At 53.3% G+C, this 26,633-nt stretch carries 21 protein-coding genes, 3 tRNA genes and 1 other RNA gene; 12 read left to right on the top strand and 13 right to left on the bottom strand.

Annotated features, from left to right (window positions below; all coding sequences use genetic code 11):
• Nucleotides 1-122 precede the first annotated feature (122 nt).
• Nucleotides 123-1,169 (bottom strand): 3-deoxy-7-phosphoheptulonate synthase, encoded by a 1,047-nt coding sequence (locus AC0IXH_RS07710; RefSeq protein ID WP_338568867.1) that lies wholly within the window; start codon nt 1,167-1,169, stop codon nt 123-125.
• Nucleotides 1,170-1,300: 131 nt separating this feature from the next.
• Nucleotides 1,301-2,134 (bottom strand): posphoenolpyruvate synthetase regulatory kinase/phosphorylase PpsR, encoded by an 834-nt coding sequence (ppsR, locus tag AC0IXH_RS07705; protein ID WP_013201916.1) that lies wholly within the window; start codon nt 2,132-2,134, stop codon nt 1,301-1,303.
• A gap of 472 nt (nt 2,135-2,606) precedes the next feature.
• On the opposite strand from ppsR, the gene ppsA reads away from it, so the two are divergent.
• Nucleotides 2,607-4,988 (top strand): phosphoenolpyruvate synthase, encoded by a 2,382-nt coding sequence (gene ppsA, locus AC0IXH_RS07700; protein WP_013201917.1) that lies wholly within the window; start codon nt 2,607-2,609, stop codon nt 4,986-4,988.
• A gap of 59 nt (nt 4,989-5,047) precedes the next feature.
• Here the strand turns inward: ppsA and rprA are convergent.
• Both rprA and ydiK read right to left on the bottom strand, forming a co-directional pair.
• An RNA gene (gene rprA, locus AC0IXH_RS07695) (antisense sRNA RprA) lies at nt 5,048-5,157 on the bottom strand.
• Nucleotides 5,158-5,414: 257 nt separating this feature from the next.
• The gene (gene ydiK, locus AC0IXH_RS07690) at nt 5,415-6,536 is read right to left on the bottom strand and encodes an AI-2E family transporter YdiK (protein WP_041692286.1); all 1,122 of its coding nucleotides are present in this window, start codon (nt 6,534-6,536) and stop codon (nt 5,415-5,417) included.
• 223 nt (nt 6,537-6,759) lie between these two features.
• Between ydiK and ydiJ the strand changes: the two genes are divergently transcribed.
• Both ydiJ and AC0IXH_RS07680 read left to right on the top strand, forming a co-directional pair.
• On the top strand, nt 6,760-9,816 hold the full coding sequence (gene ydiJ, locus AC0IXH_RS07685) for a D-2-hydroxyglutarate dehydrogenase YdiJ (protein WP_471720283.1): 3,057 nt from the start codon (nt 6,760-6,762) through the stop codon (nt 9,814-9,816).
• Complete coding sequence (locus AC0IXH_RS07680; protein WP_455915299.1) at nt 9,813-10,244, top strand: hotdog fold thioesterase; 432 nt, start codon at nt 9,813-9,815, stop codon at nt 10,242-10,244. Before ydiJ ends, AC0IXH_RS07680 begins: the two co-directional genes overlap by 4 nt.
• A gap of 36 nt (nt 10,245-10,280) precedes the next feature.
• Here AC0IXH_RS07680 and AC0IXH_RS07675 read toward each other — a convergent pair whose 3' ends face one another.
• The gene (locus AC0IXH_RS07675) at nt 10,281-10,685 is read right to left on the bottom strand and encodes a hypothetical protein (protein WP_013201921.1); all 405 of its coding nucleotides are present in this window, start codon (nt 10,683-10,685) and stop codon (nt 10,281-10,283) included.
• A 390-nt stretch (nt 10,686-11,075) separates the two neighbouring features.
• On the opposite strand from AC0IXH_RS07675, the gene sufA reads away from it, so the two are divergent.
• The 7 genes from sufA to AC0IXH_RS07640 all read left to right on the top strand — a co-directional run bounded on the left by sufA (nt 11,076) and on the right by AC0IXH_RS07640 (nt 17,780).
• Nucleotides 11,076-11,450: a Fe-S cluster assembly scaffold SufA gene (gene sufA, locus AC0IXH_RS07670; protein WP_013201922.1), complete on the top strand. Its 375-nt coding sequence runs from the start codon at nt 11,076-11,078 to the stop codon at nt 11,448-11,450.
• Between the two features lie 5 nt (nt 11,451-11,455).
• Nucleotides 11,456-12,949 carry a Fe-S cluster assembly protein SufB gene (gene sufB / locus AC0IXH_RS07665; RefSeq protein ID WP_013201923.1) on the top strand — a complete coding sequence of 498 codons (1,494 nt, stop codon included), beginning with the start codon at nt 11,456-11,458 and terminating at the stop codon, nt 12,947-12,949.
• Between the two features lie 57 nt (nt 12,950-13,006).
• Nucleotides 13,007-13,753 carry a Fe-S cluster assembly ATPase SufC gene (sufC, locus tag AC0IXH_RS07660; RefSeq protein WP_013201924.1) on the top strand — a complete coding sequence of 249 codons (747 nt, stop codon included), beginning with the start codon at nt 13,007-13,009 and terminating at the stop codon, nt 13,751-13,753.
• Complete coding sequence (sufD, locus tag AC0IXH_RS07655) at nt 13,728-15,008, top strand: Fe-S cluster assembly protein SufD (protein ID WP_053143483.1); 1,281 nt, start codon at nt 13,728-13,730, stop codon at nt 15,006-15,008. Before sufC ends, sufD begins: the two co-directional genes overlap by 26 nt.
• On the top strand, nt 15,005-16,225 hold the full coding sequence (gene sufS / locus AC0IXH_RS07650) for a cysteine desulfurase SufS (RefSeq protein ID WP_471720282.1): 1,221 nt from the start codon (nt 15,005-15,007) through the stop codon (nt 16,223-16,225). Before sufD ends, sufS begins: the two co-directional genes overlap by 4 nt.
• Nucleotides 16,226-16,251: 26 nt before the next feature.
• A complete protein-coding gene (gene sufE / locus AC0IXH_RS07645; RefSeq protein WP_105759138.1) occupies nt 16,252-16,674 on the top strand; it encodes a cysteine desulfuration protein SufE in 423 nt (140 codons plus the stop codon).
• A 71-nt stretch (nt 16,675-16,745) separates the two neighbouring features.
• Complete coding sequence (locus tag AC0IXH_RS07640; protein WP_346594751.1) at nt 16,746-17,780, top strand: L,D-transpeptidase family protein; 1,035 nt, start codon at nt 16,746-16,748, stop codon at nt 17,778-17,780.
• Between the two features lie 135 nt (nt 17,781-17,915).
• Here the strand turns inward: AC0IXH_RS07640 and AC0IXH_RS07635 are convergent, their stop codons facing one another.
• From AC0IXH_RS07635 to AC0IXH_RS07610, 6 genes are all read right to left on the bottom strand, one after another.
• The gene (locus tag AC0IXH_RS07635; RefSeq protein ID WP_013201929.1) at nt 17,916-18,152 is read right to left on the bottom strand and encodes a major outer membrane lipoprotein; all 237 of its coding nucleotides are present in this window, start codon (nt 18,150-18,152) and stop codon (nt 17,916-17,918) included.
• Nucleotides 18,153-18,456: 304 nt separating this feature from the next.
• Nucleotides 18,457-19,869 (bottom strand): pyruvate kinase PykF, encoded by a 1,413-nt coding sequence (gene pykF, locus AC0IXH_RS07630; protein ID WP_013201930.1) that lies wholly within the window; start codon nt 19,867-19,869, stop codon nt 18,457-18,459.
• 380 nt (nt 19,870-20,249) lie between these two features.
• Nucleotides 20,250-20,326, bottom strand: a tRNA-Val gene (locus AC0IXH_RS07625).
• An 8-nt stretch (nt 20,327-20,334) separates the two neighbouring features.
• Nucleotides 20,335-20,411, bottom strand: a tRNA-Val gene (locus AC0IXH_RS07620).
• Nucleotides 20,412-20,415: 4 nt separating this feature from the next.
• Nucleotides 20,416-20,492 (bottom strand) — tRNA-Val (locus tag AC0IXH_RS07615).
• 150 nt (nt 20,493-20,642) lie between these two features.
• On the bottom strand, nt 20,643-22,016 hold the full coding sequence (locus AC0IXH_RS07610) for an MATE family efflux transporter (protein WP_471720281.1): 1,374 nt from the start codon (nt 22,014-22,016) through the stop codon (nt 20,643-20,645).
• Nucleotides 22,017-22,246: 230 nt separating this feature from the next.
• Between AC0IXH_RS07610 and AC0IXH_RS07605 the strand changes: the two genes are divergently transcribed.
• Entirely contained in the window at nt 22,247-22,897 is a 651-nt protein-coding gene (locus AC0IXH_RS07605; protein WP_151038723.1) for a riboflavin synthase subunit alpha, read from the top strand.
• A 60-nt stretch (nt 22,898-22,957) separates the two neighbouring features.
• Here AC0IXH_RS07605 and cfa read toward each other — a convergent pair whose 3' ends face one another.
• Both cfa and punC read right to left on the bottom strand, forming a co-directional pair.
• The gene (gene cfa / locus AC0IXH_RS07600; RefSeq protein WP_013201933.1) at nt 22,958-24,106 is read right to left on the bottom strand and encodes a cyclopropane fatty acyl phospholipid synthase; all 1,149 of its coding nucleotides are present in this window, start codon (nt 24,104-24,106) and stop codon (nt 22,958-22,960) included.
• Between the two features lie 301 nt (nt 24,107-24,407).
• Entirely contained in the window at nt 24,408-25,598 is a 1,191-nt protein-coding gene (gene punC / locus AC0IXH_RS07595) for a purine nucleoside transporter PunC (protein ID WP_455864558.1), read from the bottom strand.
• A 113-nt stretch (nt 25,599-25,711) separates the two neighbouring features.
• Between punC and punR the strand changes: the two genes are divergently transcribed.
• A complete protein-coding gene (punR, locus tag AC0IXH_RS07590; protein WP_013201935.1) occupies nt 25,712-26,623 on the top strand; it encodes a DNA-binding transcriptional activator PunR in 912 nt (303 codons plus the stop codon).
• Nucleotides 26,624-26,633 lie beyond the last annotated feature (10 nt).

Genomic DNA, 26,633 nt, shown 5'->3' with positions numbered 1-26,633 from the left:
TTTAGTGGCGATTGCAGGGCCGACCGTGATCTTCGATGTCGACTGGCAGGTGGGGATCGCAGGTGAGCAAAGGGGATGCAGCGGGGTTGCTGCATCCCATCACTGAAGTTAACGCTTTACCCTCAGAAGCGAGCATCCACCGCCGCAGCCAGCTGCGCCAGCACGGCTTCGCTGTCTTCCCAGTTCAGGCACGGGTCGGTAATCGACTGGCCGTACACCAGCGGTTTGCCGGACTCAACCTTCTGCGTACCCTCCTGCAGGAAGCTTTCAATCATCACGCCGGCAATGGCCCGCGAGCCCTCACGGATCTGCTGTGCGACCGACGTTGACACCTCTTTTTGCAGGCGATGCTGCTTCAGGCAGTTGCCATGGCTAAAGTCGATCACCAGCTGCTCCGGCAGTTTGAACTCACGCAGGCTGGCTGCGGCCGCTGCAATATCTTCCGCATGATAGTTCGGCTGTTTACCGCCACGCATAATGACATGGCCGGAAGGATTGCCGCTGGTCTGGTAGATGGTCATCTGACCATGCTTGTCCGGCGACAGGAACATATGGCTGGCTCTTGCGGCGCGGATCGCATCTACGGCAATCTGAATATTGCCATCGGTACCATTTTTAAACCCGACCGGGCAGGAGAGAGCTGACGCCATTTCGCGGTGGATCTGGCTCTCAGTGGTGCGGGCCCCAATGGCACCCCAGCTGATCAGGTCAGCGATAAACTGCCCAACCACCATATCGAGGAACTCGGTGGCGGTCGGCATGCCTAACGCATTGATGTCCAGCAGCAGTTTGCGGGCAATCTCCAGACCGTGATTCACGCGGAAACTGCCATCCAGATCCGGGTCAGAAATCAATCCTTTCCAGCCGACAACGGTACGCGGTTTTTCAAAATAGGTGCGCATAACGATTTCAAGGCGCGACTGGTGCTTCTCACGCAGTACACACAGCCTGCGGGCGTAATCGACCGCCGCTTCGGGATCGTGCAGGGAACATGGGCCAATCACCACCAGCAGACGAGGATCTTCGCCGGAGAGAATACGGGCAATACGCTTACGGGAGTCGGTGACGTTGGCTGCGATGGCCGGGGTGATCGGGTGCCGTTTTGCCAGTTCATCAGGCGTAATCAGGCTCTCGATGCGCGCGGTCCGCAGTTCATCTGTTTTGTTCATAACCATCTCTAAATTTTTTTCTTCGCAGCGGCAGGAGTACCGGGAAGTGATGGCGATCACAATAAACCAACCAGCGATGATTTCAACCGCAAACGCCCGCTAATCGGGCGTAACGCGATAAATATCACTAATTAATACATCCGGCGGGTCAGTCCCATGATGTCGAGGATCTTGGTAGCGATCTCTTCCACCGAGTAATTGGTACTGTTGAGGTAACGAATTTGGGTGGTGCGGAACAGCGCCTCAACTTCGCCCACTTCAAGGCGACACTGACGCATCGAGGCGTAATGGGTGTTTTCCGCCCGTTCCTGACGGATGGCGGCCAGACGCTCCGGATCGATGGTCAGCCCAAAACACTTATTCTGAAAAGGCTTCAACGCAGGGGGCAACTTCAGGTTATCCATATCATCGGCGATAAAAGGATAGTTGGCGGCGCGGATACCAAACTGCATCGCCAGGTAAAGGCTGGTGGGGGTCTTACCGCAGCGCGAAACGCCCAGTAAAATTACCTGGGCATCTTCCAGCCCACGCAGGGAAATCCCGTCATCATGCGCCAGGGTATAATCTATCGCGGCAATACGGGCATCGTATTTGCCCAGGTTATTGGCCGTCAGGCCGTGGGTACGGTTGGCGACCGGCGCGGGCGCAATGCCCAACTCCTGCTGCAATGGTGCCACCAGCGACTGGACGATGTCCTGACAGAAACCGTCGCTCTGCAGAATGATTTCCCGGACCTCCGGCGTCACGATAGAAATAAACACCAGAGGACGTACGCCGCTTTTCAGGTATAAGGCATTGATCTGTGCCTTGACCGCCTGCGCGCGCTGCACATTCTCCACAAACGGCAGGGTTACGCTGTTGATCCCGACCGGAAACTGGGACAGCACCGCATGTCCAAGCACTTCAGCCGTAATCGCTGTGCCATCTGAAATATAAAAAACACTTCTCTCGCTGTTCACGTCCATTTTATCTCCGTTCGCTGTGCATCATTTCAGACTAAATTAATCCAGCCTGTGAAAGCAAATAGTGATGTTGCCTGCAAAATAAAATAAACGCTCCATAAGTTAATGATATGAACTTTTTATTTTTATAAACTGAGATTAAAGCGAAAAAAAGCCGATTTATGAAATGACGTTCCCTTTTATTATTCATAAAAATAGCCCTTAGTTAAAAAAGCATTCTAATTCTTCATCAAGTTTTGTTGCGCAACCCGTTTACTCTGATAAAGATAAAACTGTGAGCAGGCGACTGAAAGATAAAGACTTATCTTATTCCCTTCGTTGCGCAACGCCGCAAAACAGCGCGGAGTTTTCTTAAAATGACATTTTTAATCCGCTTGATCGATTCAACAGTTTCTTTCCAACACCGGAATGTGCCAGGCTCAAAACGCACTACTCTGTCCTCATATTATTCATTAATCTTAAAAGGATTGTTTCAATGTCCAATAAAGGCGAACTGCCGCTTGTGCTCTGGTATAACCAGCTTGGCATGAACGATGTTGATCGGGTGGGTGGCAAAAATGCTTCCCTGGGTGAAATGATTACTAATTTGTCCTCGCTCGGCGTTTCTGTACCGAACGGCTTTGCGACGACCTCAGATGCATTCAATCAGTTCCTCGATCAAAGCGGCGTCAATCAGCGTATCTACGATCTGCTGGATAAGACCGATATTGATGATATTGATGAACTGGGAAAAGCGGGTAAGCAAATCCGCCAGTGGATTGTCGAAACACCTTTCCAGCCCGCGCTGGAACAGGCCGTACGTGAAGCCTACGAGCAGCTCTCCTCCGATGATGCGGAAGCTTCATTCGCGGTGCGTTCTTCCGCCACGGCAGAAGATATGCCGGACGCCTCCTTCGCCGGCCAACAGGAAACCTTCCTTAACGTGCAGGGCTTCGATGCCGTGCTGATTGCCATTAAGCATGTTTATGCTTCCCTGTTTAACGACCGCGCCATCTCTTACCGCGTGCATCAGGGCTACGACCATCGTGGCGTGGCGCTGTCTGCCGGTGTTCAGCGTATGGTGCGTTCAGATCTGGGTTCTGCAGGCGTGATGTTCACCATTGATACCGAATCTGGTTTCGACCAGGTGGTATTTATCACTGCGGCTTATGGCCTCGGTGAAATGGTGGTGCAGGGCGCGGTTAACCCCGACGAATTCTATGTGCACAAACCGACGCTGGCTGCCGGCCGGCCGGCGATTGTCCGTCGTAACATGGGATCCAAAAAAATCCGCATGGTTTATGCCGACTCTCAAGAGCACGGTGAGCAGGTGCGAATTGAGGATGTGCCTGAAGAAGAGCGCGATCGCTTCAGCCTGACCAGTGAAGAGATTGAAGCCTTAGCCACCCAGGCGATGCTGATCGAGAAGCACTATCAGCGTCCGATGGACATTGAGTGGGCGAAGGATGGCCATACCGGCAAACTGTTTATCGTACAGGCACGCCCGGAAACCGTCCGTTCCAACGGGCAGGTGATGGAGCGCTATACGCTGCAGGGCAAAGGTACGGTGGTGGTGGAAGGACGTGCAATCGGCCATCGCATCGGTGCCGGTGAAGTCAAAGTCATTCACGACATCAGCGAAATGAACCGCATTGAGAAAGGTGACGTGCTGGTTACCGACATGACCGACCCGGATTGGGAACCGATCATGAAAAAAGCCTCGGCGATTGTCACTAACCGTGGCGGACGTACCTGCCACGCGGCGATCATCGCCCGTGAGCTGGGTATTCCTGCGGTGGTCGGTTGCGGCAACGCGACGGATATTCTTAAGGATGGCCACAAGGTCACGGTTTCCTGTTCTGAAGGGGATACCGGCTACGTCTATAACGATCTGCTGGACTTTGAAGTGAAGAGTTCACAGGTTGATGAGCTGCCGAAGCTGCCGCTGAAAATCATGATGAACGTCGGCAATCCCGATCGTGCCTTCGACTTTGCCTGCCTGCCAAATGAAGGCGTGGGCCTCGCTCGTCTGGAATTCATCATTAACCGCATGATAGGTGTGCACCCTAAAGCGCTGCTGGAGTTTGATCAGCAAACCCCGGAACTGCAGAAGCAAATCCGCTCGATGATGAAAGGCTTCGACGATCCGGTTGAGTTCTATATTGCGCGTCTGACCGAAGGGATCTCCACCCTGGGCGCCGCCTTTTCACCGAAGCGCGTCATCGTACGGTTGTCCGATTTCAAAACCAACGAATACGCAAACCTGGTGGGCGGCGAGCGCTACGAGCCTGAAGAGGAAAACCCGATGCTCGGCTTCCGTGGTGCAGGTCGCTACGTGGCAGACAGTTTCCGTGACTGCTTCGCGCTGGAGTGCGCAGCCGTAAAACGTGTGCGTAACGATATGGGACTGACCAACGTTGAAATCATGGTGCCGTTCGTCCGTACCGTCGCGCAGGCTAAAGCTGTTGTCGAGGAGTTAGAGCGTCAGGGCCTGAAGCGCGGCGAGAATGGACTCAAGCTGATCATGATGTGCGAGATCCCGTCCAATGCGCTGCTGGCTGAACAGTTCCTGCAATACTTCGACGGCTTCTCTATTGGCTCGAATGATATGACTCAGCTGACGCTGGGACTGGACAGAGACTCCGGCGTGGTGTCCGCACTGTTTGACGAGCGTGATGAAGCGGTTAAAGCCTTGCTTTCAATGGCCATCCGCGCGGCGAAAAAAGAAGGGAAATACGTGGGTATCTGCGGACAAGGTCCATCCGATCATGAAGACTTTGCAGCGTGGCTAATGGATGAGGGAATCGACAGTTTATCTCTTAACCCAGATACGGTGGTTCAGACCTGGTTAAGCCTGGCGGAAATACCGAAAAAGTAGCAGATTTCGCTGTAATAACCCCGAAGGCCAGTTTATCTGGCCTTTTTGCTTTTCTACAGGCAAAAAAAAGCCCATCACATGGGATGGGCAAAGACTACACACAGCAATTCTTTAGTTTACTCAGGGGAAAAAGGTTGTTTAGAAATCAGCGGTTTGATCATAAACATGTCATTCATACTATTCAGCCGGGCAGGGGGAGTCATTAAGAATCCTCTTATTAGTTTAAAACCCATAACCTTTTGTGACAGATCCCGGGTGACATCGTCTGGGAAACTGTATATCTGGTAATCAATTACCAGGTGTTATCAGCTAAAAGGGTGAAAAATGCGCTTTTCTGGTAAAAAACCCTAATCAAAGTGAATTAAGACGTGACGCACATTTTTTTAATTACGAAAGCGGCCAGGCAAGCTGGCCGCAGAGGAAGGATTATTTTGCGCTGTGTTCGTGTTCGATCTCTGCCAGTTCTTCAACCACTTCAAGCGGGTCATCTTCCGGCGCCGGCGCTTCATGCACCCAGACCGACACCAGACGATAAGAGACGGCCAACACCACCGGACCGATAAACAGGCCAATCATGCCAAAGGCAATCAGTCCGCCAATCACGCCTGAAAGGATCAGGATCATCGGTAAATCCGCGCCCATGCGGATGAGCATTGGTCGCAGCACGTTATCCAGCGTGCCAACCACACAACTCCAGATCAGCAGCACCGTTCCCCAGGTGGTATCACCTGTCCAGTACAGCCAGACAATCGCCGGGATTAACACCACCAGCGGACCCAGCTGAACCAGGCAGGAGAGGATCATCACTACCGTCAGCACGGTAGCATAAGGAATGCCTGATATCGCCAGACCAATACCGCCCAGCAAGCCCTGGACCAGCGCGGTGACCACTACGCCCAGCGCCACGGCGCGGATCGCCTGACCGGCCAGCAGTACCGCCGCATCACCCCGACGTGAGGCCAGGCGGAAGGCGAAATGACGTATGCCATGACCCACCTGTTCACCCCGGGCATAGAGCAACACGCTGAACAGCAGCATCAGACCGAGGTGCATCATAAAGCGGCCAAAATGCCCGGCCTGCGCAAACAGGAAGCCACTGGTGCGGCCGATATAAGGCTGCACTTTGGTCATCATCGCGCTGCCGCCGCCCTGCACCAGGTTGTGATACGCGGAAAACAGCTTTCTGCCGACCAGCGGAATGCTGTTCATCCAGTGCATGTCGGGGAGTTGAATGTGCCCGGCAGAGGCCCAGGCGATCACCGGCCCGCTGCTGTCAATCAGGCTGTTGACCAGCACCGATACCGGCAGCACAAACAGCAGGATCAGCAGCAGCGTCATGGCAATCACCGCCAGCGAGCGTCGGCCCCACAGCAGGCCCTGCAGTTTGATCATCAATGGCCAGGTGGCAATCACCACCATACTGGCCCAGGCAAAGCCCAGCACGAAGGGCTGAACCACCCAAAAACAGGCCACAATCATCAAAATGATAAACATCAGCGAGAAGACGATTTGCGGCAAATCCCAGCCTTTTTTTTGCACGTTCTTTATGGTTGACACGGTAACCTCAGCGAGAAAAACAGACGGGATACTCCCGGAAGACCCCTTGTCTCCCCGAACATCCCTTAGCATGATGCATTAAACGCATTTTCGACAGAAACGGCACGCGATTCTTTTCAGCTATATTGTTGAGATCGCGACAGGTCATAAAAAAATGTGATAAAAACAGAGTCAGCAATAGCAATCGTTTACCCAACATTCTGGTCACCCGATAATGATCCCACAGATTTCCCAGGCGCCAGGCCTCGTTCAACTGGTGCTGAATTTTTTGCAGGCGTTAGAGCAGCAGGGTTTTAACGGCGATACCGCCACCAGCTATGCCGACCGTCTTACCATGTCCACCGACAACAGCATCTATCAGCTCCTTCCTGATGCGGTTCTGTTCCCCCGTTCCACGGCTGATGTGGCGCTAATCGCCCGCCTGGCGGGTGAAGAACGCTTCCACAGCCTGGTGTTTACTCCCAGGGGCGGCGGAACCGGCACTAACGGGCAATCCCTGAATCAGGGGATCGTGGTCGATATGTCCCGCCATATGAACCGCATCCTTGAAATCAATGTTGAACAGGGCTGGGTAAAGGTTGAAGCTGGCGTCATTAAAGATCAGCTCAATGCTTACCTGAAACCTTTTGGCTATTTTTTCTCTCCTGAACTCTCAACCAGCAACCGCGCCACCTTAGGTGGGATGATCAACACCGATGCGTCGGGGCAGGGATCGCTGGTGTACGGCAAAACCTCGGATCACGTAACAGGCCTGAGAGCGGTGTTACTGGGCGGCGATATTCTCGACACCCGCAGTATTCCCGTGGCGCTTGCTGAAACGTTGGCAAAAGAACAGAGCAACGAAGGCCGCATTTACCGCACCATTCTCGAACGCTGCCGCGATCGTCACCAGAACATCATTGATAACTTCCCGAAACTGAACCGTTTTCTGACCGGCTACGATTTACGTCATGTGGTCAGCGACGATCTTCAGTATGTCGACCTGACGCGGATCCTGTGTGGCGCCGAAGGCACGCTGGCCTTTATTACCGAAGCGCGGCTGGATATCACGCCGATCCCGAAAGTTCGCCGTCTGGTGAATATCAAGTACGACTCGTTTGACTCGGCACTGCGCAGTGCACCTTTTATGGTTGAAGCCAAAGCGTTGTCGGTCGAAACCGTCGATTCAAAAGTGTTGAATCTGGCGCGTGAAGATATCGTCTGGCATTCGGTTAGCGAGTTGATTACCGATGTGCCCGACCAGGAGATGCTCGGCCTGAATATAGTCGAGTTTGCCGGTGACGATAAGGCATTGATCGACAGCCAGCTTGAGTCACTTTGTCAGCGACTGGATGGCTTGATCAGCAATCGCCAGGCGGGCGTGATTGGCTATCAGCTGTGCGACGATCTCGACGGCATTGAGCGCATCTACGCGATGCGTAAAAAAGCGGTCGGCCTGCTGGGCAATGCCAAAGGCCGCGCCAAGCCGATCCCGTTTGTGGAAGATACCTGTGTTCCGCCGCAGCATCTGGCTGACTACATCGTGGAGTTCCGTGCGCTGCTGGACGGCCATAACCTGAGTTATGGCATGTTTGGCCATGTGGATGCGGGGGTGCTGCATGTGCGTCCAGCGCTGGATATGTGTGACCCACAACAAGAGATGCTGATGAAGCAAATCTCTGATGAAGTGGTCGAGCTGACGGCTCGCTATGGCGGTCTGCTGTGGGGAGAACACGGCAAGGGCTTCCGCGCACAGTACAGCCCGGAGTTCTTTGGCGAAGAGCTGTTTAACGATCTTCGCCACATCAAGGCGGTGTTCGACCCGGCTAACCGGCTCAATCCGGGTAAAATCTGTGCGCCAGCAGGCGTTGACGAGCCAATGATGAGAGTGGATGCCACCAAGCGCGGCACTTACGATCGTCAAATCCCGATTACTGTCCGTAGCGACTGGCGCGGTGCCATGGAGTGTAACGGCAACGGACTTTGCTTTAACTTTGATGTGCGCAGCCCTATGTGCCCATCAATGAAAATCACCGGCAACCGCATTCATTCTCCCAAAGGTCGCGCAACCCTGACCCGCGAATGGCTGCGGCTGCTGGCGGAGCAGGGCGTTGATCCGCTGGAGCTGGAAAAGCGTCTGCCGGAAGCCAAAGTTACCCTGCGGGGAATGATTGAGCGCACCCGCAACAGTTGGTACGCGCGCCGTGGTGAATATGACTTCTCCCATGAGGTTAAAGAAGCCATGTCCGGCTGCCTGGCCTGCAAGGCCTGTTCCACGCAGTGCCCCATCAAAATTGATGTGCCGGGCTTCCGCTCACGCTTCCTGCAGCTCTATCACACACGCTATCTGCGTCCGGCCAGTGATTATCTGGTCGGCACCGTGGAGAGCTACGCGCCGCTGATGGCCAAAGCGCCGAAATTCTTTAACTTCTTCCTGCGCCAGCCGCTGGTGCGGGAGATGAGTAAACGCCACGTGGGCATGGTCGATCTGCCTTTGCTTTCCTCGCCGAACCTGAAAAAGCAGCTCGCGGGTCAGCCCGCCATCAACACCACGCTGGAATCGCTGGAAGCGATGAGCCCGGCGGAGCGCGAGCGCCATGTGCTGGTGGTACAGGATCCGTTTACCAGCTATTACGAAGCGCAGCTGGTAACAGACTTCGTCAAGCTTATCAGCAAGCTGGGCTACAAACCGGTGGTGCTGCCTTTCTCACCGAACGGGAAAGCGCAGCATGTGAAAGGTTTCCTGCAGAGTTTTGCGCGGACCGCCAGGAAAACCGCCGATTTCCTCAATCGCGTGGCAAAACTGGAGCTGCCGTTGGTCGGTGTCGATCCGGCGCTGGTGTTGTGCTATCGCGATGAGTACAAAGAGATCCTGAAAGATCAGCGTGGTGACTTCCACGTGCAGCTGGTGCATGAGTGGCTGCAACAGGCGCTTCCGCCTCAGGACGTTCAGTCTGGCAATCAGGAGGCCTGGTATCTGTTTGGCCACTGTACCGAAGTGACGGCATTGCCGGCATCGACGAAGCAATGGGAAGGGATATTTGCCCGTTTCGGCGCGAAGCTGGAAAACATCAGCGTCGGCTGCTGTGGCATGGCGGGAACCTACGGTCACGAAAGCAAAAACCTGGAAAACTCGCTGGGCATTTACGAGCTCTCGTGGCATCAGGCGCTGCAAAAACTGCCTCGCCAACGCTGTCTGGCCACCGGTTACTCGTGTCGCAGCCAGGTGAAGCGTGTGGAAGGTAACGGCATGCGTCATCCCTTACAGGCATTACTGGAGTTAATCCGATGACAATCTGGAAGCGTGAATTCACCCTGGAGCAGCTTAACCAGCGCAGCCAGGACACGCTGGTGGCGCATCTGGGCATCGTCTTCACCGCGGTGGATGAGCAGACATTGACGGCGACAATGCCGGTGGATGCCCGCACGCGTCAGCCTTTTGGCCTGTTACACGGCGGCGCGTCCGCCGTGTTGGCAGAGACCCTGGGTTCGATGGCGGGCTATCTCTGTACCGAAGGCGATGATCGTATCGTTGGACTGGAAATTAACGCCAATCATCTGCGCTCAGTGCGTGAAGGAGAGGTGAGGGGAGTTTGTCGCGCACTGCACCTGGGACGTCGTCACCAGGTCTGGCAGATTGAGGTTTATGACCCGCAGCAGCGCCTGTGCTGCAGCTCCAGGCTCACTACCACGGTGATATCAGCCAGCGCAAAAGAGTGATATACTTCTGGGCCTTTAAAATCGCGCCCGGACGCCTCACAGTATCCAGGATGCGTGCTTAACGAATTCGCTTTGCAGTTTGGTGGCTTTATCCCATTCGCCGCTCATTGCCAGTTGATGGCACAAGCGGGTAAGTGAGTGTCGGGCTAGCTGCCAGGCTTGCATACGGAACAACCTGTCACGTTCGGCGTTTCCCAACTCCTGAACCAGGCGATGGTGAAGTTTTCCCATGGCATGCAGGTAGCTGTGGTCGTCGCCGTTAAGCTGGCAAAGTTCGGCCATATCCAGGCAGGTATCATTGAATTTGCGCAGTTGTTCGAGGGTGCATTCCGGACGGTCTACTTTGGCTTGTGCCATGTAGTAATCGACGGTGATATCACGAACGGAATATTTGTATTCGTCAATCTTGTGTTGCAGCCAGGCACTTATCGACAGATTCATTTTAGGGCTCACTCGTTAATGATAATCATTATCATAGAGTAACTGGTGTATAATTCAACGTCACCGTAAGAAATTTTTATCGATAAATGCGGCCTCTCAGATAAATTGGTCATAACGATAATTGGCGACGCTGAAAGAGTTAAAATGAGTATTATTCCCGTTTAGCGTAAGCGCGCCTGGATTTACTGACTTGTTTTCAATGTGTTACCATTACGTTAAATCGACGCGTGACGCAGATCGCAATCCTCCTTACAGGGTCTAAACTGAATAAAGAGGGCTAAAAAACCCCATTTGGCCTTAATCCCTGCAAAACAAGAGGTTGAAGCGATATTCATTATCACTAACATAGGGGCATTAGCCTTAACGGCTATCGACTCACGAGGTAATGTTATGCCATCAGCAACTACGGCTTCTTTTTCTCCCGACGACTACGTCTGGAAGGGACTGACCATCACTGACAGCGCCGCAAAACAGATCATTGTGCTGGCAGCCGATGACGCGCAAGTGAAGGGCTTAAAGCTCGGCGTGAAAACGTCTGGCTGCGCCGGTTTTGGCTACACCATGGATATGGTGAAAGAGCCTGCCGACGACGATTTGGTCTTTACCCATCAGGGCGCGCATCTGTATGTGCCTCTGCAGGCTATGCCTTTCATCGACGGTACCGAAGTAGATTTCGTTCGTGAAGGTCTGAACCAGATTTTCAAATTTAATAATCCTAAAGCTCAACACGCCTGTGGCTGTGGTGAGAGCTTTGGCGTTGAGTAAAACTTATGTCCCGAAACACTGATACATCGGATGATGTGCAGGTCTGGGAAGGAAACCATCAGAAGTACAAAGAAGGTTTCTTCACTCAGCTGCAAACCGAAGAATTTGAAAACGGCATCAACGAAGACGTTGTGCGCGCGATTTCTGCCAAGCGTAACGAGCCAGAGTGGATGCTTGAATTCCGCCTGAAGGCGTTTGCTGCCTGGTTGGAAATGGAAGAGCCGCACTGGCTGAAGGCGAACTACAAATCGCTGGATTACCAGGATTACAGCTACTACTCCGCGCCATCGTGCGGCAACTGTGATGACAGCTGTGCTTCCGAGCCTGGTGCCCAGCAGACTTCCGGTGCGACGCCTGCTAACTACCTGACTGAAGAAGTGGAGAACGCCTTTAAGCAGCTTGGCGTCCCGGTTCGTGAAGGTCAGGAAGTGGCTGTTGATGCGATTTTTGACTCGGTATCGGTTTCCACAACCTATCGTGGCAAGCTGGCAGAGCAGGGGATTATCTTCTGTTCCTTCGGCGAAGCGATCCACGATCACCCGGAACTGGTTAAACAGTATCTGGGCACCGTGGTTCCTGCTAACGACAACTTCTTTGCTGCGCTGAACTCCGCGGTGGCTTCCGACGGTACTTTTGTGTACATCCCGAAAGGCGTCCGTTGTCCGATGGAGCTGTCGACCTATTTCCGCATCAACGCGGCGAAAACCGGTCAGTTCGAGCGCACCATCCTGATCGCCGATGAAGGCAGCTACGTCAGCTACATCGAAGGCTGTTCAGCGCCGGTTCGCGACACCTATCAGCTGCACGCGGCCGTTGTTGAAGTCATCATTCATAAAGATGCTGAAGTGAAGTACTCCACCGTGCAGAACTGGTTCTCCGGCGGCGAGTCTGAAGGCGGTATCCTGAACTTCGTTACCAAGCGCGCGCTGTGTGAAGGTGAGAACAGCAAGATGTCCTGGACGCAGTCTGAAACCGGCTCGGCGATCACCTGGAAATACCCAAGTGTGATCCTGCGTGGTGACAACTCGGTCGGTGAATTCTTCTCTGTGGCGCTGACCAGCGGTCATCAGCAGGCGGATACCGGCACCAAGATGATCCACATCGGCAAGAACACCAAGTCGACCATCATCTCTAAAGGTATTTCAGCGGGCAAAAGCCAGAACACTTACCGTGGTCTGGTGAAAATCATGCCGACGGCAACCAATGCCCGTAACTTCACCCAGTGTGACTCGATGCTGATTGGTGCTGACTGTGGCGCGCATACCTTCCCGTATGTGGAAGTGCGTAACAACACGGCACAGCTGGAGCATGAGGCGACGACGTCAAGAATTGGTGAAGATCAGATGTTCTACTGCCTGCAGCGTGGCATCAGTGAAGATGACGCAATTTCGATGATTGTGAACGGCTTCTGTAAAGACGTCTTCTCCGAACTGCCGCTGGAATTCGCGGTGGAAGCGCAGAAACTGCTGGCGATCAGCCTTGAACACAGCGTGGGCTAAGCCCCCGCGCTAACGGTCATTCAGCGCAGTGCCGGACAGCACTGCCAGGGAAACACTATGTTAAGTATTAAAGATTTACAGGTTAGCATTGAAGATAAAGAGATCCTGCGCGGGCTGGACCTCGAGGTGAAAGCGGGTGAAGTTCACGCGATCATGGGCCCAAACGGTTCAGGTAAAAGTACGCTGTCTGCCACGCTGGCGGGCCGCGAAGAGTACGAAATCACCGGTGGTTCGGTCAGCTTTAAAGGCAAAGACCTGCTGGAACTCTCCCCTGAAGATCGCGCTGGCGAAGGCATCTTTATGGCTTTCCAGTACCCGGTTGAGATCCCAGGCGTCAGCAACCAGTTCTTCCTGCAGACGGCCGTCAACTCAGTGCGCAAATACCGCGATCAGGATGCGCTGGACCGTTTTGATTTCCAGGACTTCATCGAAGACAAAATTCAGCTGCTGAAAATGCCTGAAGATTTGCTGACCCGTTCAGTAAACGTCGGCTTCTCCGGCGGTGAGAAAAAACGTAACGACATTCTGCAGATGGCGGCTCTGGAACCTGAGCTGTGCATTCTGGATGAAACCGACTCCGGTCTGGATATCGATGCCCTGAAAACCGTTGCCAACGGCGTGAACACGCTGCGTGATGGCAAGCGTGCCTTCATCATCGTCACTCACTATCAGCGTATCCTGGATTACATCAAGCCTGACTTCGTCCACGTGCTGTATCAGGGCAAGATTGTGAAGTCTGGTGACTTCTCGCTGGTGAAACAACTCGAGGAGCAAGGCTATGGCTGGCTTACCGACCAGGAATAGTGACAATGCCCTCCAGCAGTGGCATCACATGTTTGAAACGCAGAGCGCTAACCGTTCCCTGCAGGCGCAGCAGCACTGGCAGCAGGTGCTGCGTTTAGGCCTGCCTACGCGCAAGCAGGAAAACTGGAAATACACCCCGCTGGAAGGCTTGTTCGACCATCAGTTTGCGGCACCAACAGCGGCTGACGTGACGGCAGAGCAGGTTAAAGCCCTGGCGCTGGATATTGACGCGATCAAAATGGTCTTCGTTGATGGCCGCTTCAATGCCGCCTTAAGCGACAGCGAATTCGATCTGTTTAACGTTCAGGTGACGGATTCAGCGCAACGTCGCGAATTAAGCGCACCTGTGCAAGCGGAAGTGTTCCTGCATTTGACCGAAAGCCTGGCGGAAGAGGTGACGTCAATTCACCTTGCCCGTGGCAAATCGGCCGCACGTGCGCTGTATATGCTGCACATCAGCAGCAGCGCGCAGGCAGAAATGAGCACCTCGCATTACCGTCATCATCTGCAGTTAGATGAAGGCGCGGAAGCGACCATTATTGAGCACTACGTCAGCCTGAACGAAGCCAGTCATTTCACCGGCGCACGCTTCACCGCTAACGTTGCGAACAACGCCCAGCTGAAGCATTACAAACTGGCGTTTGAACATAACAGCAGCTATCACTTCTCGCACAACGATCTGGTGATTGAGCGTGACGCGAATGTGAAAAGCCACAGCTTCCTGCTGGGCGCGGGCCTGACTCGCCACAACACCAGCGTTCAGCTGAACGGTGAGGGTACCGATTTGGGTATCAACAGCCTGATGTTGCCAGTAGATAAAGAAGTTTGCGACAGCCGCACTTACCTTGAGCATAACAAAGGTCATTGCCAGAGCCGTCAGCTGCACAAAACCATCGTGCGTGATAAAGCCCGTGCGGTGTTTAACGGCATGATTAAAGTGGCGAAGCACGCGCTGAAAACTGACGGACAGATGACCAACAACAACCTGTTGCTGGGCCGCCTGGCCGAAGTGGATACCAAGCCTCAGCTGGAAATCTACGCGGATGACGTGAAGTGTAGCCATGGTGCAACCATTGGTCGTATTGACGATGAGCAGATGTTCTACCTTCGTGCCCGTGGGATTAACGAAGAGTCTGCCCAGCGCATGATTATCTACGCCTTTGCCGCCGAACTGACTGAAGCCATTACGGATGAGGTGCTGAAAGAAGCGGTGATGCAACGTATTGCTCAGCGTTTCCCTGGAGGCCTTCAATGAGTTTTGACCTGGCACGCGTCCGGGCTGAATTTCCGGTTCTGTCGCGAGAAGTGAATGGCCAGCCTCTGGCCTATCTCGACAGCGCCGCAAGCGCCCAGAAGCCGCAAGCAGTGATCGATGCTGAAAGCCATTTTTATCAACATGGCTATGCCGCTGTGCACCGGGGTATTCATACCCTGAGTGCAGAAGCGACCACCGAAATGGAAAACGTCCGCATTCAGGCGGCACGTTTCCTTAATGCTGCTTCGCCAGAAGAGATTGTCTTTGTTAAAGGCACCACTGAGGCGATCAATCTGGTTGCCAGCAGCTGGGGCGGAAGTCAGTTACAGGCGGGTGACAACATCATCATCACCGCGATGGAACACCATGCCAATATCGTTCCGTGGCAGATGGTGGCCCAGCGTACCGGTGCTGAAATCCGTTTTATCCCGCTGACCGACACCGGTGAGCTGGATCTCTCGGCGCTGCCAGGTCTGATCGACAGCCGCACGCGTATGCTGGCGCTGACTCAGGTGTCCAACGTGCTTGGCACGGTAAACCCGGTGAAAGAGATTATCGCGCAGGCGAAAGCCGCAGGCGTGGCGACGCTGGTCGATGGTGCTCAGGCGATAATGCATGAGACCATCGATGTGCAGGATCTCGGCTGTGATTTTTATGCCTTCTCCGGGCATAAAATTTACGGCCCGTCCGGCATCGGCATCCTGTTTGGGCGTAAAGCCATGCTGGATCAGATGCCACCCTGGGAAGGCGGCGGATCGATGATTGCCAACGTCAGCCTGACAGAAGGGACCACCTATAACGCGGCACCATGGCGTTTTGAAGCCGGTTCACCGAACACCGGTGGCATTATCGGCCTGGGCGCTGCGTTAAAATGGGTAACCGATCTGGGTCTGGACGTTATCCAGGAGCGTGAGCAGTCGCTGATGCGTTATGCCCTCGACAAGCTGGCTTCGGTTCCCGATTTGGTGATTTACGGTCCGCAGCAGCGTGCAGGCGTCATCGCCTTCAATCTGGGACAGCATCATGCCTACGATGTCGGTAGCTTCCTCGATCAGTACGGTATTGCTATCCGCACTGGCCACCACTGCGCCATGCCGCTGATGACCCATTACGGCGTGCCGGCGATGTGTCGTGCTTCTTTCGTGCTGTATAACAGCGAAGAAGAAGCCGACCGCCTGGCGGCAGGACTGACACGTATACACCGTCTGTTGGGCTGATTGCCCGGCGGCTTTCGGAGGAACGAATGGCAACCTTGCCAGAGAAAGAAAAACTGGTTCGCAACTTTACCCGCTGTGCGAACTGGGAAGAGAAGTATCTGTACGTCATTGAATTAGGCGCGATGTTGCCAGAATTGTCTGAATCATTGCATCAGCCGGAAAACACCATTTCTGGCTGTCAGAGTCAGGTGTGGATCCTGATGAGCACCGATGACAGCGGCCGTGTTCAGTTACATGGTGACAGCGATGCAGCGATCGTTAAAGGATTGATTGCGGTGGTCTTTATTCTGTATCAGCAGATGACACCCGCAGAAATTCTGGCCTTTGATGTGCGTCCCTTTTTCGAACAGCTGGCGTTAGCTCAGCACCTTACGCCTTCCCGTTCTCAGGGACTGGAAGCGATGATCCGCGCTATTCGTCAAAAAGCTCAGGTTCTCAGCCAGGGCTAACTTGCTACACTTCTCGACAGGCTTCCCGCTTCGCACGCGGGAAGTTTCTTCATCCTAACCGAGAAATTCGCATGAAACTTTTGTCTCCTCTTGCCGCATTGCTCCTGACACTCCTTGCCTCAACGCAGTATGCCCGCGCCACCGACTATCCTTTGCCCGCAGATAACAGCCGCTTAATCGGCGAAAATTCCACCTATACCGTACCCAATGACGGTCGCCCGTTGGAAGTCGTTGCCGCCAAATATAAAATTGGCCTGTTGGGCATGTTAGAAGCGAATCCCGGCACCGATCCCTGGTTACCCAAAGCGGGCAGTCAGTTGACCATTCCTACGCAAATGCTGCTTCCGGATACCAAGCGGGAAGGGATCGTGGTGAACGTGGCGGAGCTGCGGCTTTATTACTACCCGAAAGGGGAAAACAAAGTGGTGGTTTATCCAATCGGCATCGGCCAGCTGGGCGCGAACACGCCACCGATGGTCACCAGTGTTAGCCAGAAAATCCCCAATCCTACCTGGACGCCCACCCCCAATATCCGTAAACGCTACGCCGCTGAAGGCAAAACCTTGCCGGTGACGGTGCCTGCGGGTCCGGACAACCCGATGGGGCTGTATGCGATGCGCCTGGCTTACGGACAGGGGCACTACCTGATCCATGGCACCAACGCGGATTTTGGTATCGGCATGCGCGTCAGCTCAGGCTGTATTCGCCTCAGACCGGATGATATCGAGGCACTGTTCAACAGCGTGCCGAAAGGCACCAGGGTGCAGATTATCAACCAGCCGGTGAAGTATGCCGTTGAACCGGATGGCAAACGCTATCTGGAGGTCCATCAGCCGCTCTCACACAGCGATAAGGACGATCCGCAGATCATGCCGCTGCCACTTAATGCCACGGGCAAGAAGTTCGTTAAAAGCGAGCACAGCGACGCTGAGGTGATTAAAGAGGTTTTAGCGCGCCGTTCAGGCATGCCGGTGCTGGTGAGTCAGGGTGAAGCGGTGACCTCAGATACGCCGATGCCTGCCATTATGCAGCAGAGCGATTCTGAGCGCGCGAAAGCGGAACCGGCAACCGTGAGTCAGGCTGAGGGCGAAACCCCGCAGAATTGATTGTGGCGCGTTTAGCATACCCTTGTCGGTTATAGCAGGATATCAGGAAGGGAAGTGAAGAAGAGGTCAGCAGGGAAGCTGAAAAAAAGCCAAAAAAAATGGCGCACAATGTGCGCCATTTTCAAACCAGAACTCTTACTTACGGTAAGAGTGAGCCTGGTTGTCCAGACGCTGGTTAGCGCGAGCTGCGTCGTCTTTAGCAGCCTGAACGTCAGAACGCATTGCGTTCACGTCGTTGCTCAGCTGGTCAACTTTAGCGTTCAGAGTCTGCACGTCGGTAGACAGCTGATCGATTTTAGCGTTGCTTGAACAGCCAGCCAGCAAAGTTGAACCCAGGATTACCGCGCCCAGTACCAGTTTAGTACGATTCATTATTTATACCCTCTAGATTGAGTTAATCTCCATGTAGCGTTACAAGTATTACACAAAGTATTTTCTAATGAGAATAAATTTTTGATGAGAACGTGCTTAAATTTGATCGTTCGCTCAAAGATGCACCGTCTTTCCAGTTTTATGCAAAAAAATTAGCTAAAACAGGCTACTTTAATCGGACACATCTTAAGATTTTTCTATTCGAACGGTTAATTTCAAATGGAAGTTTTATGAAAGGCCTTAACACAAGTTGTAAAAAAAGCGCCTCTCGGGGCGCTTTTTATCTACAAGGCGTAATCTTCTATTACAGCACGTGCACAGAGGCAGTATTGGTAGTTCCGCTTGGTACTAACGCACCAGAAACCATGACTACCACATCACCCTTCACACCGTAGCCGCTAGCCAGCGCGGCTTCTTTACCTAAACGGTAGAAATCGTCAGTAGAGGCGATCTCTTTCACCACAGAAGTGATGATACCTTTGCTCAACAGCAGCTGACGAGACGTCTGCTCGTTAGTGGTCAACGCAAGGATAGTGGCGTTCGGGAAGTACTTACGCACTGACTTGGCTGATTTACCGCCTTCGGTCGCAACCACGATGATTGGCGCTTCCAGGTTCTGGGCAGTTTCAACGGCGCCACGGCATACCGCTTCGGTAATGCGCATTTTGCGGTTGTCATGCTGAGAGTCGATACGGCTCTTCATCACGCGGTCAGTACGCTCGCAGATAGTGGCCATGATGGTCACTGATTCCAGCGGGTACTTACCCTTAGCACTTTCACCAGACAGCATGACGGCGTCAGTCCCGTCCAGGATGGCGTTTGCCACGTCGCCAGCTTCCGCACGGGTAGGGCGTGGGTTTTTGATCATTGAATCCAGCATCTGCGTCGCGGTGATCACCACTTTGCGGGCGCGGTTACATTTCTTGATCATCATCTTCTGCGCAAAGATCACTTCTTCAACCGGGATTTCAACGCCCAAATCACCACGAGCAACCATGATGCCGTCAGACGCTTCGAGGATCTCGTCGAAGTTGTTCAGGCCTTCCTGGTTTTCGATTTTAGAGATGATCTGAATGTGCTCGCCGCCGTGCGCCTTCAGGTGCTCACGAATTTCCAGCACGTCTGAACGCTTACGGATAAAGGACGCGGCCACGAAGTCCACGCCTTGCTCGCAACCAAAGATCAGGTCACGTTTGTCTTTTTCAGCCAGTGCAGGCAGCTGGATAGAAACGCCCGGCAGGTTAACGCCTTTGTTTTCGCCCAGGTCACCGTTGTTCAGCACTTTACAGACCACGGTGTTTTCGGTGACTTCAGTCACTTCCATACCGATCAGACCGTCATCAACCAGCACGGTGTTACCGATTTTCAGATCGGCGGTAAAGCCTGCATAAGTCACTGCGACGCGAGAATCATTACCAATCACTGACTGGTCAGTGGTGAAGGTAAAGGTCTGGCCGGCTTTCAACGAGGCATCGTTGCCGCCTTCCAGTTTCATGGTGCGGATTTCAGGGCCTTTGGTATCCAAAAGGATAGCCGCCTGATGTCCGGTCTTACTCATCACGGCACGCAGATTTGAGATACGTTTACCGTGTTCTTCGTAATCGCCGTGGGAGAAGTTAAGGCGCATTACGTTCATGCCTGCATCAAGCAGGTTGGTCAACATTTCTTCGGATTCGGTTTTTGGACCGATAGTACAAACGATCTTAGTCTTTTTCATGACGAGTTATCTATTAAGTTGTGATGGATGAGAAAAGCGAGATCCCGGGAGCTGGAAAGCGCCGGCTAAGAATTCGTGCCTGAAAGGCGAACTGCGATACAAAATAAGAATAGGTGACTGTGGTAAAGCGTGCAGGGGAAGTTGAGACGCGGTTTCAGCGCGCGCGCAAGAGTGCGTTGCGCAACATGCTATCGTTTTTGCTATAGGGTCAACCATACGCTGAAACCATTCAAGTGAAACAACGTTGCACATTATAGTAGTTAAGTTGGCGAAAACCAATTAAAAAGCAGTAGGGAGTGTGGCAAAGGTTGCGATAGATCAGCTTGTTGCGCAAAAAAGGAGACGGGTGTTTTTAGGATTTAACGCAGAGTAAGGCGAGATGGTGCGTTCTAGAGGACTCGAACCTCCGACCCCTACCATGTCAAGGTAGTGCTCTAACCAACTGAGCTAAGAACGCGAAACTAATGGTGCGTCCGAGTGGACTCGAACCACCGACCCCTACCATGTCAAGGTAGTGCTCTAACCAACTGAGCTACGGACGCACTGTGGTGCGTTCTAGAGGACTCGAACCTCCGACCCCCACCATGTCAAGGTGGTGCTCTAACCAACTGAGCTAAGAACGCACTGATTGCTGTCTTGGTAACAGCGGGGACGAATATTAACGACAGCCTCAACGACTGGCAAGCGGAAATCTGCTTTTTTCTTCGCGACTGCTGCGCAACTGTGCGAAGCGCAGCAATTTTGAACATCATCGGCAGAAAATCGCCGAAAAATTAATGTGCTGCGCGCGCCAGAATCACCGCTGCCGGTTGTTGTTGCAGACGTCTCATCCGCCACACCATCATCACTGCCGCAGAGGTCAGGCCGATAATAAAACCGATCCAGAAACCGGCTGGCCCCATGCCTGGCACTACCCAGTCGGTCATCGCCAGAACATATCCGCACGGTAGGCCGAGTATCCAGTAGGCAATAAAGGTGATGAAGAAGATCGACCGGGTGTCCTTATAGCCGCGCAAAATACCGCTACCGATCACCTGGATAGAGTCAGAGAACTGATAAATCGCTGCCAGCAGCATCAGATGAGCGGCAAGGGTGATCACTTCCGGGTTATCGGTATAAAGAAGGGCGATATGTTCACGGAAGGTGACGGTGAACAGCGCGGTTATCAAGGCCAGCGACACGCCAACCGCCTGCGCAGTCCAGGCAGAAACCCGGGCCGCTTCAGTTGAGCCCTGACCCAGGCGGAATCCAACCCGGATGGTGGTCGCCACACCCAGCGAAAGCGGCAGCACGAACATCAACGAACTGAAGTTCAGTGCGATCTGATGGCCCGCCACTTTGACGATGCCCATGGGGGAAACCAGCAGGGCAACCACGGCAAACAGCGTCACTTCAAAGAACAGCGCCAGTGCCACCGGCAGGCCGAGCTTGAACAGGCGCCAGAGAACCGCATGATCGGGACGGGTGAAGCGATCGGTCAGGCGGATATCACGCATCGATCGTGCGCGGCTGACCCAGTACTTCATGGCGATAAACATCACCCAGTAGACCGAAGCCGTTGCCACGCCACAGCCTACGCCGCCGAGCGCCGGCATGCCGAAATGACCATAAATGAAGATATAGTTAACCGGGATATTCACCAGCAGACCAATAAAGCCCATCACCATGCCCGGTTTGGTTTTAGACAACCCTTCGCACTGATTGCGCATGACCTGGAAGAACAGATAGCCCGGCGCACCCCATAGCAGCGCATGCAGATAGCCGACAGCAATCTCGGCCATTTTCGGGTCGATATTCTTCATCGAACGGATAACAAATCCGGCGTTATACAGCACCACCATGATCACGATGGAGACTACGCCAGCCAGCCAGTAAGCCTGGCGAACCTGATAAGCCACGCGATCGCGTCGGCCAGAGCCGTTAAATTGCGCAACGACAGGCGTAAGTGACAATAACAGACCATGGCCGAAGAGAATGGTAGGCAACCAAATAGACGTGCCCACGGCGACGGCGGCCATATCCGTGGCGCTCACTGCGCCGGCCATAATGGTATCAACAAAACCCATAGCGGTTTGCGCAACTTGCGCAAGGATCACCGGGATTGCCAGCGCTAATAATTGACGCGCCTCTGTCAGGTACTTCTGCACTTATACACCTATTGAATTAACTGGAGGAAGGGGCTCTGCGAAGGCAAAAAACGTTATTTTGGCGAATTATCAGCAGGGCAGGCCGCACAGTGTAATGATCGCAGAGGAAATAGCCAATGATTCGCGTTAAGAATAGCTCTTCATGTCACGCTAAATCATCCGGTTGCATTTGGTTTTCTCACTTAGCCAGGGCAAACTAGCGTAAGAATTCAATTATTGAGGCCATGACTATGTTTACCGGTATTGTGCAGGGCACCGCAGAGGTGCTGGCAATTGAAGAGAAACCTAATTTCCGCACGCATATCGTCCGCTTACCGACTGAATTGTTGCCGGGTCTGGAATTGGGCGCATCTGTTTCTCACAATGGCTGCTGCCTGACGGTAACTGAAGTGCAGGGCGATCGCGTCAGTTTTGATTTGGTTAAAGAGACACTGCGTATTACTAATCTTGGCGACCTTAACGTCGGCGATACGATTAACGTTGAACGTGCGGCAAAATTCAGCGATGAAATTGGCGGTCATTTGATGTCCGGGCACATTATGACCACCGCAGAAATCAGCAAAATAATTACTTCTGAGAATAATCGCGAAATCTGGTTTAAGCCGCAGGACGCTCAGCAGATGAAATATATCCTTCATAAAGGCTTTATTGGCATTGATGGGATCAGTCTGACGGTGGGTGAAGTGACTAAAACTAAATTCTGTGTCCACCTTATTCCTGAAACGCTGGCGAGAACCACGCTGGGCGCGAAACGTCTGGGCGATCGGGTAAATATTGAAATCGATCCTCATACCCAGGCGATTGTCGAAACCGTTGAACGGGTACTGGCTCAACGTGAAGCGGCTCTGCTTGCTGCGGCAGCCTCAGAACTTGATGAGTAGCCCATAAAATAAAAAAGGCTGACAATTCATCCTGTCAGCCTTTTTTTTATCTGGGTGATCTTAATGCGGGACGCGTAAACCGCCCTCAACCCCATGGGTAAAGACCACCTGCCACAGTTGAATATCGCGGGCGCGGAAAGCGCCGGCACAGGCATTCAGGTAATAGACGAACATCCGTTTAAAACGCTCACCGTATTTTTCTGCCAGCTGGGGCCAGGCCGCGAGGAACCGCTCGTGCCATGCCATCAGAGTGGTGTCATAGTCCTGACCAAAGTTGTGCCAGTCTTCCATAACGAAATGCGGCTCGTGCGCTTCAGAGATGTGGCGTACTGAAGGCAGACAGCCATTAGGGAAAATGTACTTATTGATCCAGGGATCAACATGTTCATTGGTCTTATTGGCACCGATGGTGTGAAGCAGGAAAATACCGTCAGGTTTCAGATTGCGGTTTACCACGTCAAAATAGGTGGCGTAGTTTTTAGGTCCAACATGTTCAAACATGCCTACGGAAGATATGCGGTCAAACTGCTGGTTTAAATCGCGGTAATCTTGCAACAGAATAGTGACATCCAGCCCTTCACATCGCTCTTGAGCCATTTTCTGCTGTTCAGCAGAGATAGTGACGCCAAATACGCTGACACCGTAATTTCTGGCGGCATATTCAGCCAGTCCGCCCCAACCACAGCCAATATCCAGCAGTGACATGCCTGGTGCTAATTGCAGTTTATCGCAGATCATTTTTAATTTAGCATTCTGTGCTTCTTCCAGCGTTTGCGCTTCTTTCCAGTAGCCACAGGAATATTGCATATGATCATCAAGCATCAGTGAGAACAGATCGTTACCCAGATCGTAATGCTCTTTACCGACAATCCAGGCGCGTTTTCGTGATTGCAGATTGGTTAATCTGGCGGCAGCTATTCTGAGCGTATCTTTAAAGTGGTGGGGGAGTTGTTGATCGAGTTTGGCGACCAGAACGCGATGGAAAAACATATCCAGATTTTCGCATTCCCACCAGCCATCCATATAACTTTCGCCCAATCCCAGTGAGCCCTCTTGCATCACGCGCTTGAAGAACTCCGGATTTTTAATCTGGATATCCCAGGGGCGTGTGCCGTTGACCTCAATATCTGCATTGCGTAGCATTTCCTGGACGATTCGATACCAATGATCCTCGACCAGGCTCACTTCTTCTATACACGATGAACTCATAGCTTCTCCATCACCCTGTGTGATTGAAACCTGAGAAATAGAATAGACAATTTCTACAGGATTTGAGAACACGCACGGATAAACCGTACGCCTGATATCCGGCGTTACAGAGGATTGTTAAGAATAGTGCCTGCAGAGTTGCGCAACGAATGCCGCGCGGGATAACACCTTGACCACCTTGTCAGGACTCAAAAAATTGCGACGAACTTGTTATTTTGTGTTGCCTGAAATGAGTATATGCTCACGCCAGGCAATATTCAATTGTTTATTGTTAGGGTGCTAACCAATTGGAATCAAGCTGTTAGCGACCGCTGTGCGCGTCCGCCAGAGCGAGCTTTTCCGCCTTCGCCCGTTGTAAAATATAGCCGATTCCTGCCAGAACAACAGTCGAGATCATCACCAGCGAGGTGGTGAACAGCGAAGTGCTGATAAATGTGGAAACAATCAGACTGGCGATGCAGCACAAACCCAGTTGCAGCGTGTTCTGCAGGGCAGCGGCTTTACCACTCGATTGCGGGAAAGGTAAGAGGGCATTCGACACGACAATCGGATAAATCGCACCGTTTGCTAACGCCATACCGCAGAACGGCAGCAATAACGCCACCATAGACGGATCTTCAATCTGCGCGGCGATAAAAAAAGCCACAATGCTGAGTGAATAGATTGCCAGTAACCAGGGCAGCAGGGAGCGGCCTTCAGTGTGTTTCAGCAACGTGCGGCAGCCGAAGCCGCCAATCAAAAAGGCCAGCGTCTGAGGCACGTAGCTCAGCCCAATGTCACCGGGAGACATGCCAAGATTGCCAAGAATGAAGGGCGAACCGGTCAGCCAGGCAAAGAAGCTGGCTGAACAGGCGGCATAAATCAGCACGTTACCGCTGTAAACCGGCGATTTTAACAGGCTGAAAAAGCCCATTTTCTTCACGCCATCCACCACCGGCTTCTTCACCGTTGGCGCGAGGAACAAGGTGGAAATCAGCAGCACCACCGCGACCAGCAGAAGCGCGACAAAAATGGCGCGCCAGCTGAAATGGTTGAGTAACCAGGCGCCCAGTAACGGCGCGAGCGCAGGCGAGAGTGCCACTAACGGCATGATGGAGGCGAATACGCGATTTGCCTGGCTGGCGGAATAGCGGTCGACAACCAGTGCCTGCCAGCTGACGGCAGCGGCACAAATCCCCACCGCTTGCACAAAGCGCAACGCCAGCAGGGCAGCAGCAGAATCTACCCACCACATCGCGCCACAACTGACGGCGAACAGACTCAGACCCATCAACAGCACAGGCTTACGGCCAATACGATCCGACAACGGACCCCAAAACAGCTGGGCGATGGCAAAACCCGCCAGGAACAGGCTGAGGCTGGCGCTGATGATCCCGGCATCGGTTTGCAGGTCTTGTTGCATGGCACCAAAGGCAGGCAGGTACATATCGGTAGCGAGGAAACCTGCCACGCTTAACAGCGCCAGGTAAACAATAAATCCTTTCGAAGGCATTCTTTTGCTCTTTATTTGTGATGAACGAAACGCCGCAGAGTGTAATCGCGTGCCATACAGCTTGTGAAACGGTAATATTTGCAGGTTGCGTTCAAAAATATTGCAGGCAGATTATGTGGTCAGAACATTCCCTTGAAGTGGTTGATGCAGTTGCCCGCAGCGGCAGTTTTACCGCTGCCGCCGCAGAGCTCCATCGCGTACCCTCAGCCATCAGTTATACCGTGCGGCAGCTGGAGGAATGGCTTGCCGTGCCGTTGTTTGAGCGTCGCCACCGTGATGTGGTGCTGACCGATGCGGGACGGGTATTTATCCAGGAGGGCCGCAGTGTCATCAAAAAAATGCTAGCCACCCGACGGCAGTGCCAACAGGTCGCTAACGGCTGGCGAGGGCAAATTAATATCGCCGTCGATCGCATCGTTAAATCTCAGCGCACCCGACAGCTGGTAGTCGACTTTTATCGGCACTTTCCGGATATGGAACTGCATCTGTCAGCAGAAGTATTTAACGGCGTCTGGGATGCGTTGGCCGATGGGCGGGTGGATGTTGCCATCGGCGCGACACAGGCTATCCCGGTAGGTGGCCGCTTCGCCTTCCGCAATATGGGCGCGCTCAACTGGCGCTGTGTGGTCGCCGCGGATCATCCGCTGGCACGTCAGCACGCAGAAACCAGTGAAGAGGCCATTGGCGAATGGCCTTCACTGGTGCTGGAAGATACCTCAAGAGCCTTGCCGAAACGCACCACATGGACGCTGGATAATCAGCGGCGGTTGGTGGTGCCAGACTGGGAAAGCGCGTTTGACTGCCTGCTGGCGGGCTTGTGCGTGGGGATGGTGCCGGGCCATCTGGCGCAACCGCTGCTGCAAAAGGGCGCTTTGCATGAACTGACGCTGGAAGGCGGATTTCCGGACAGTCCGTGCTGCGTGAGCTGGTCTGAGCAGCAGGCTTCACCGGCGCTGAGCTGGTTGCTGGATTATCTGGGTGACAGTGACACGCTGAACAGTGAATGGCTGAAGGAAGAGCCCTGAGTCAACATAG

The sequence above is a fragment of the Erwinia sp. AC075 genome (genome assembly GCF_979253995.1).
The sequence above is the reverse complement of the archived record's forward strand: the minus strand, read 5'-3'. Positions and strand labels throughout refer to the sequence as shown.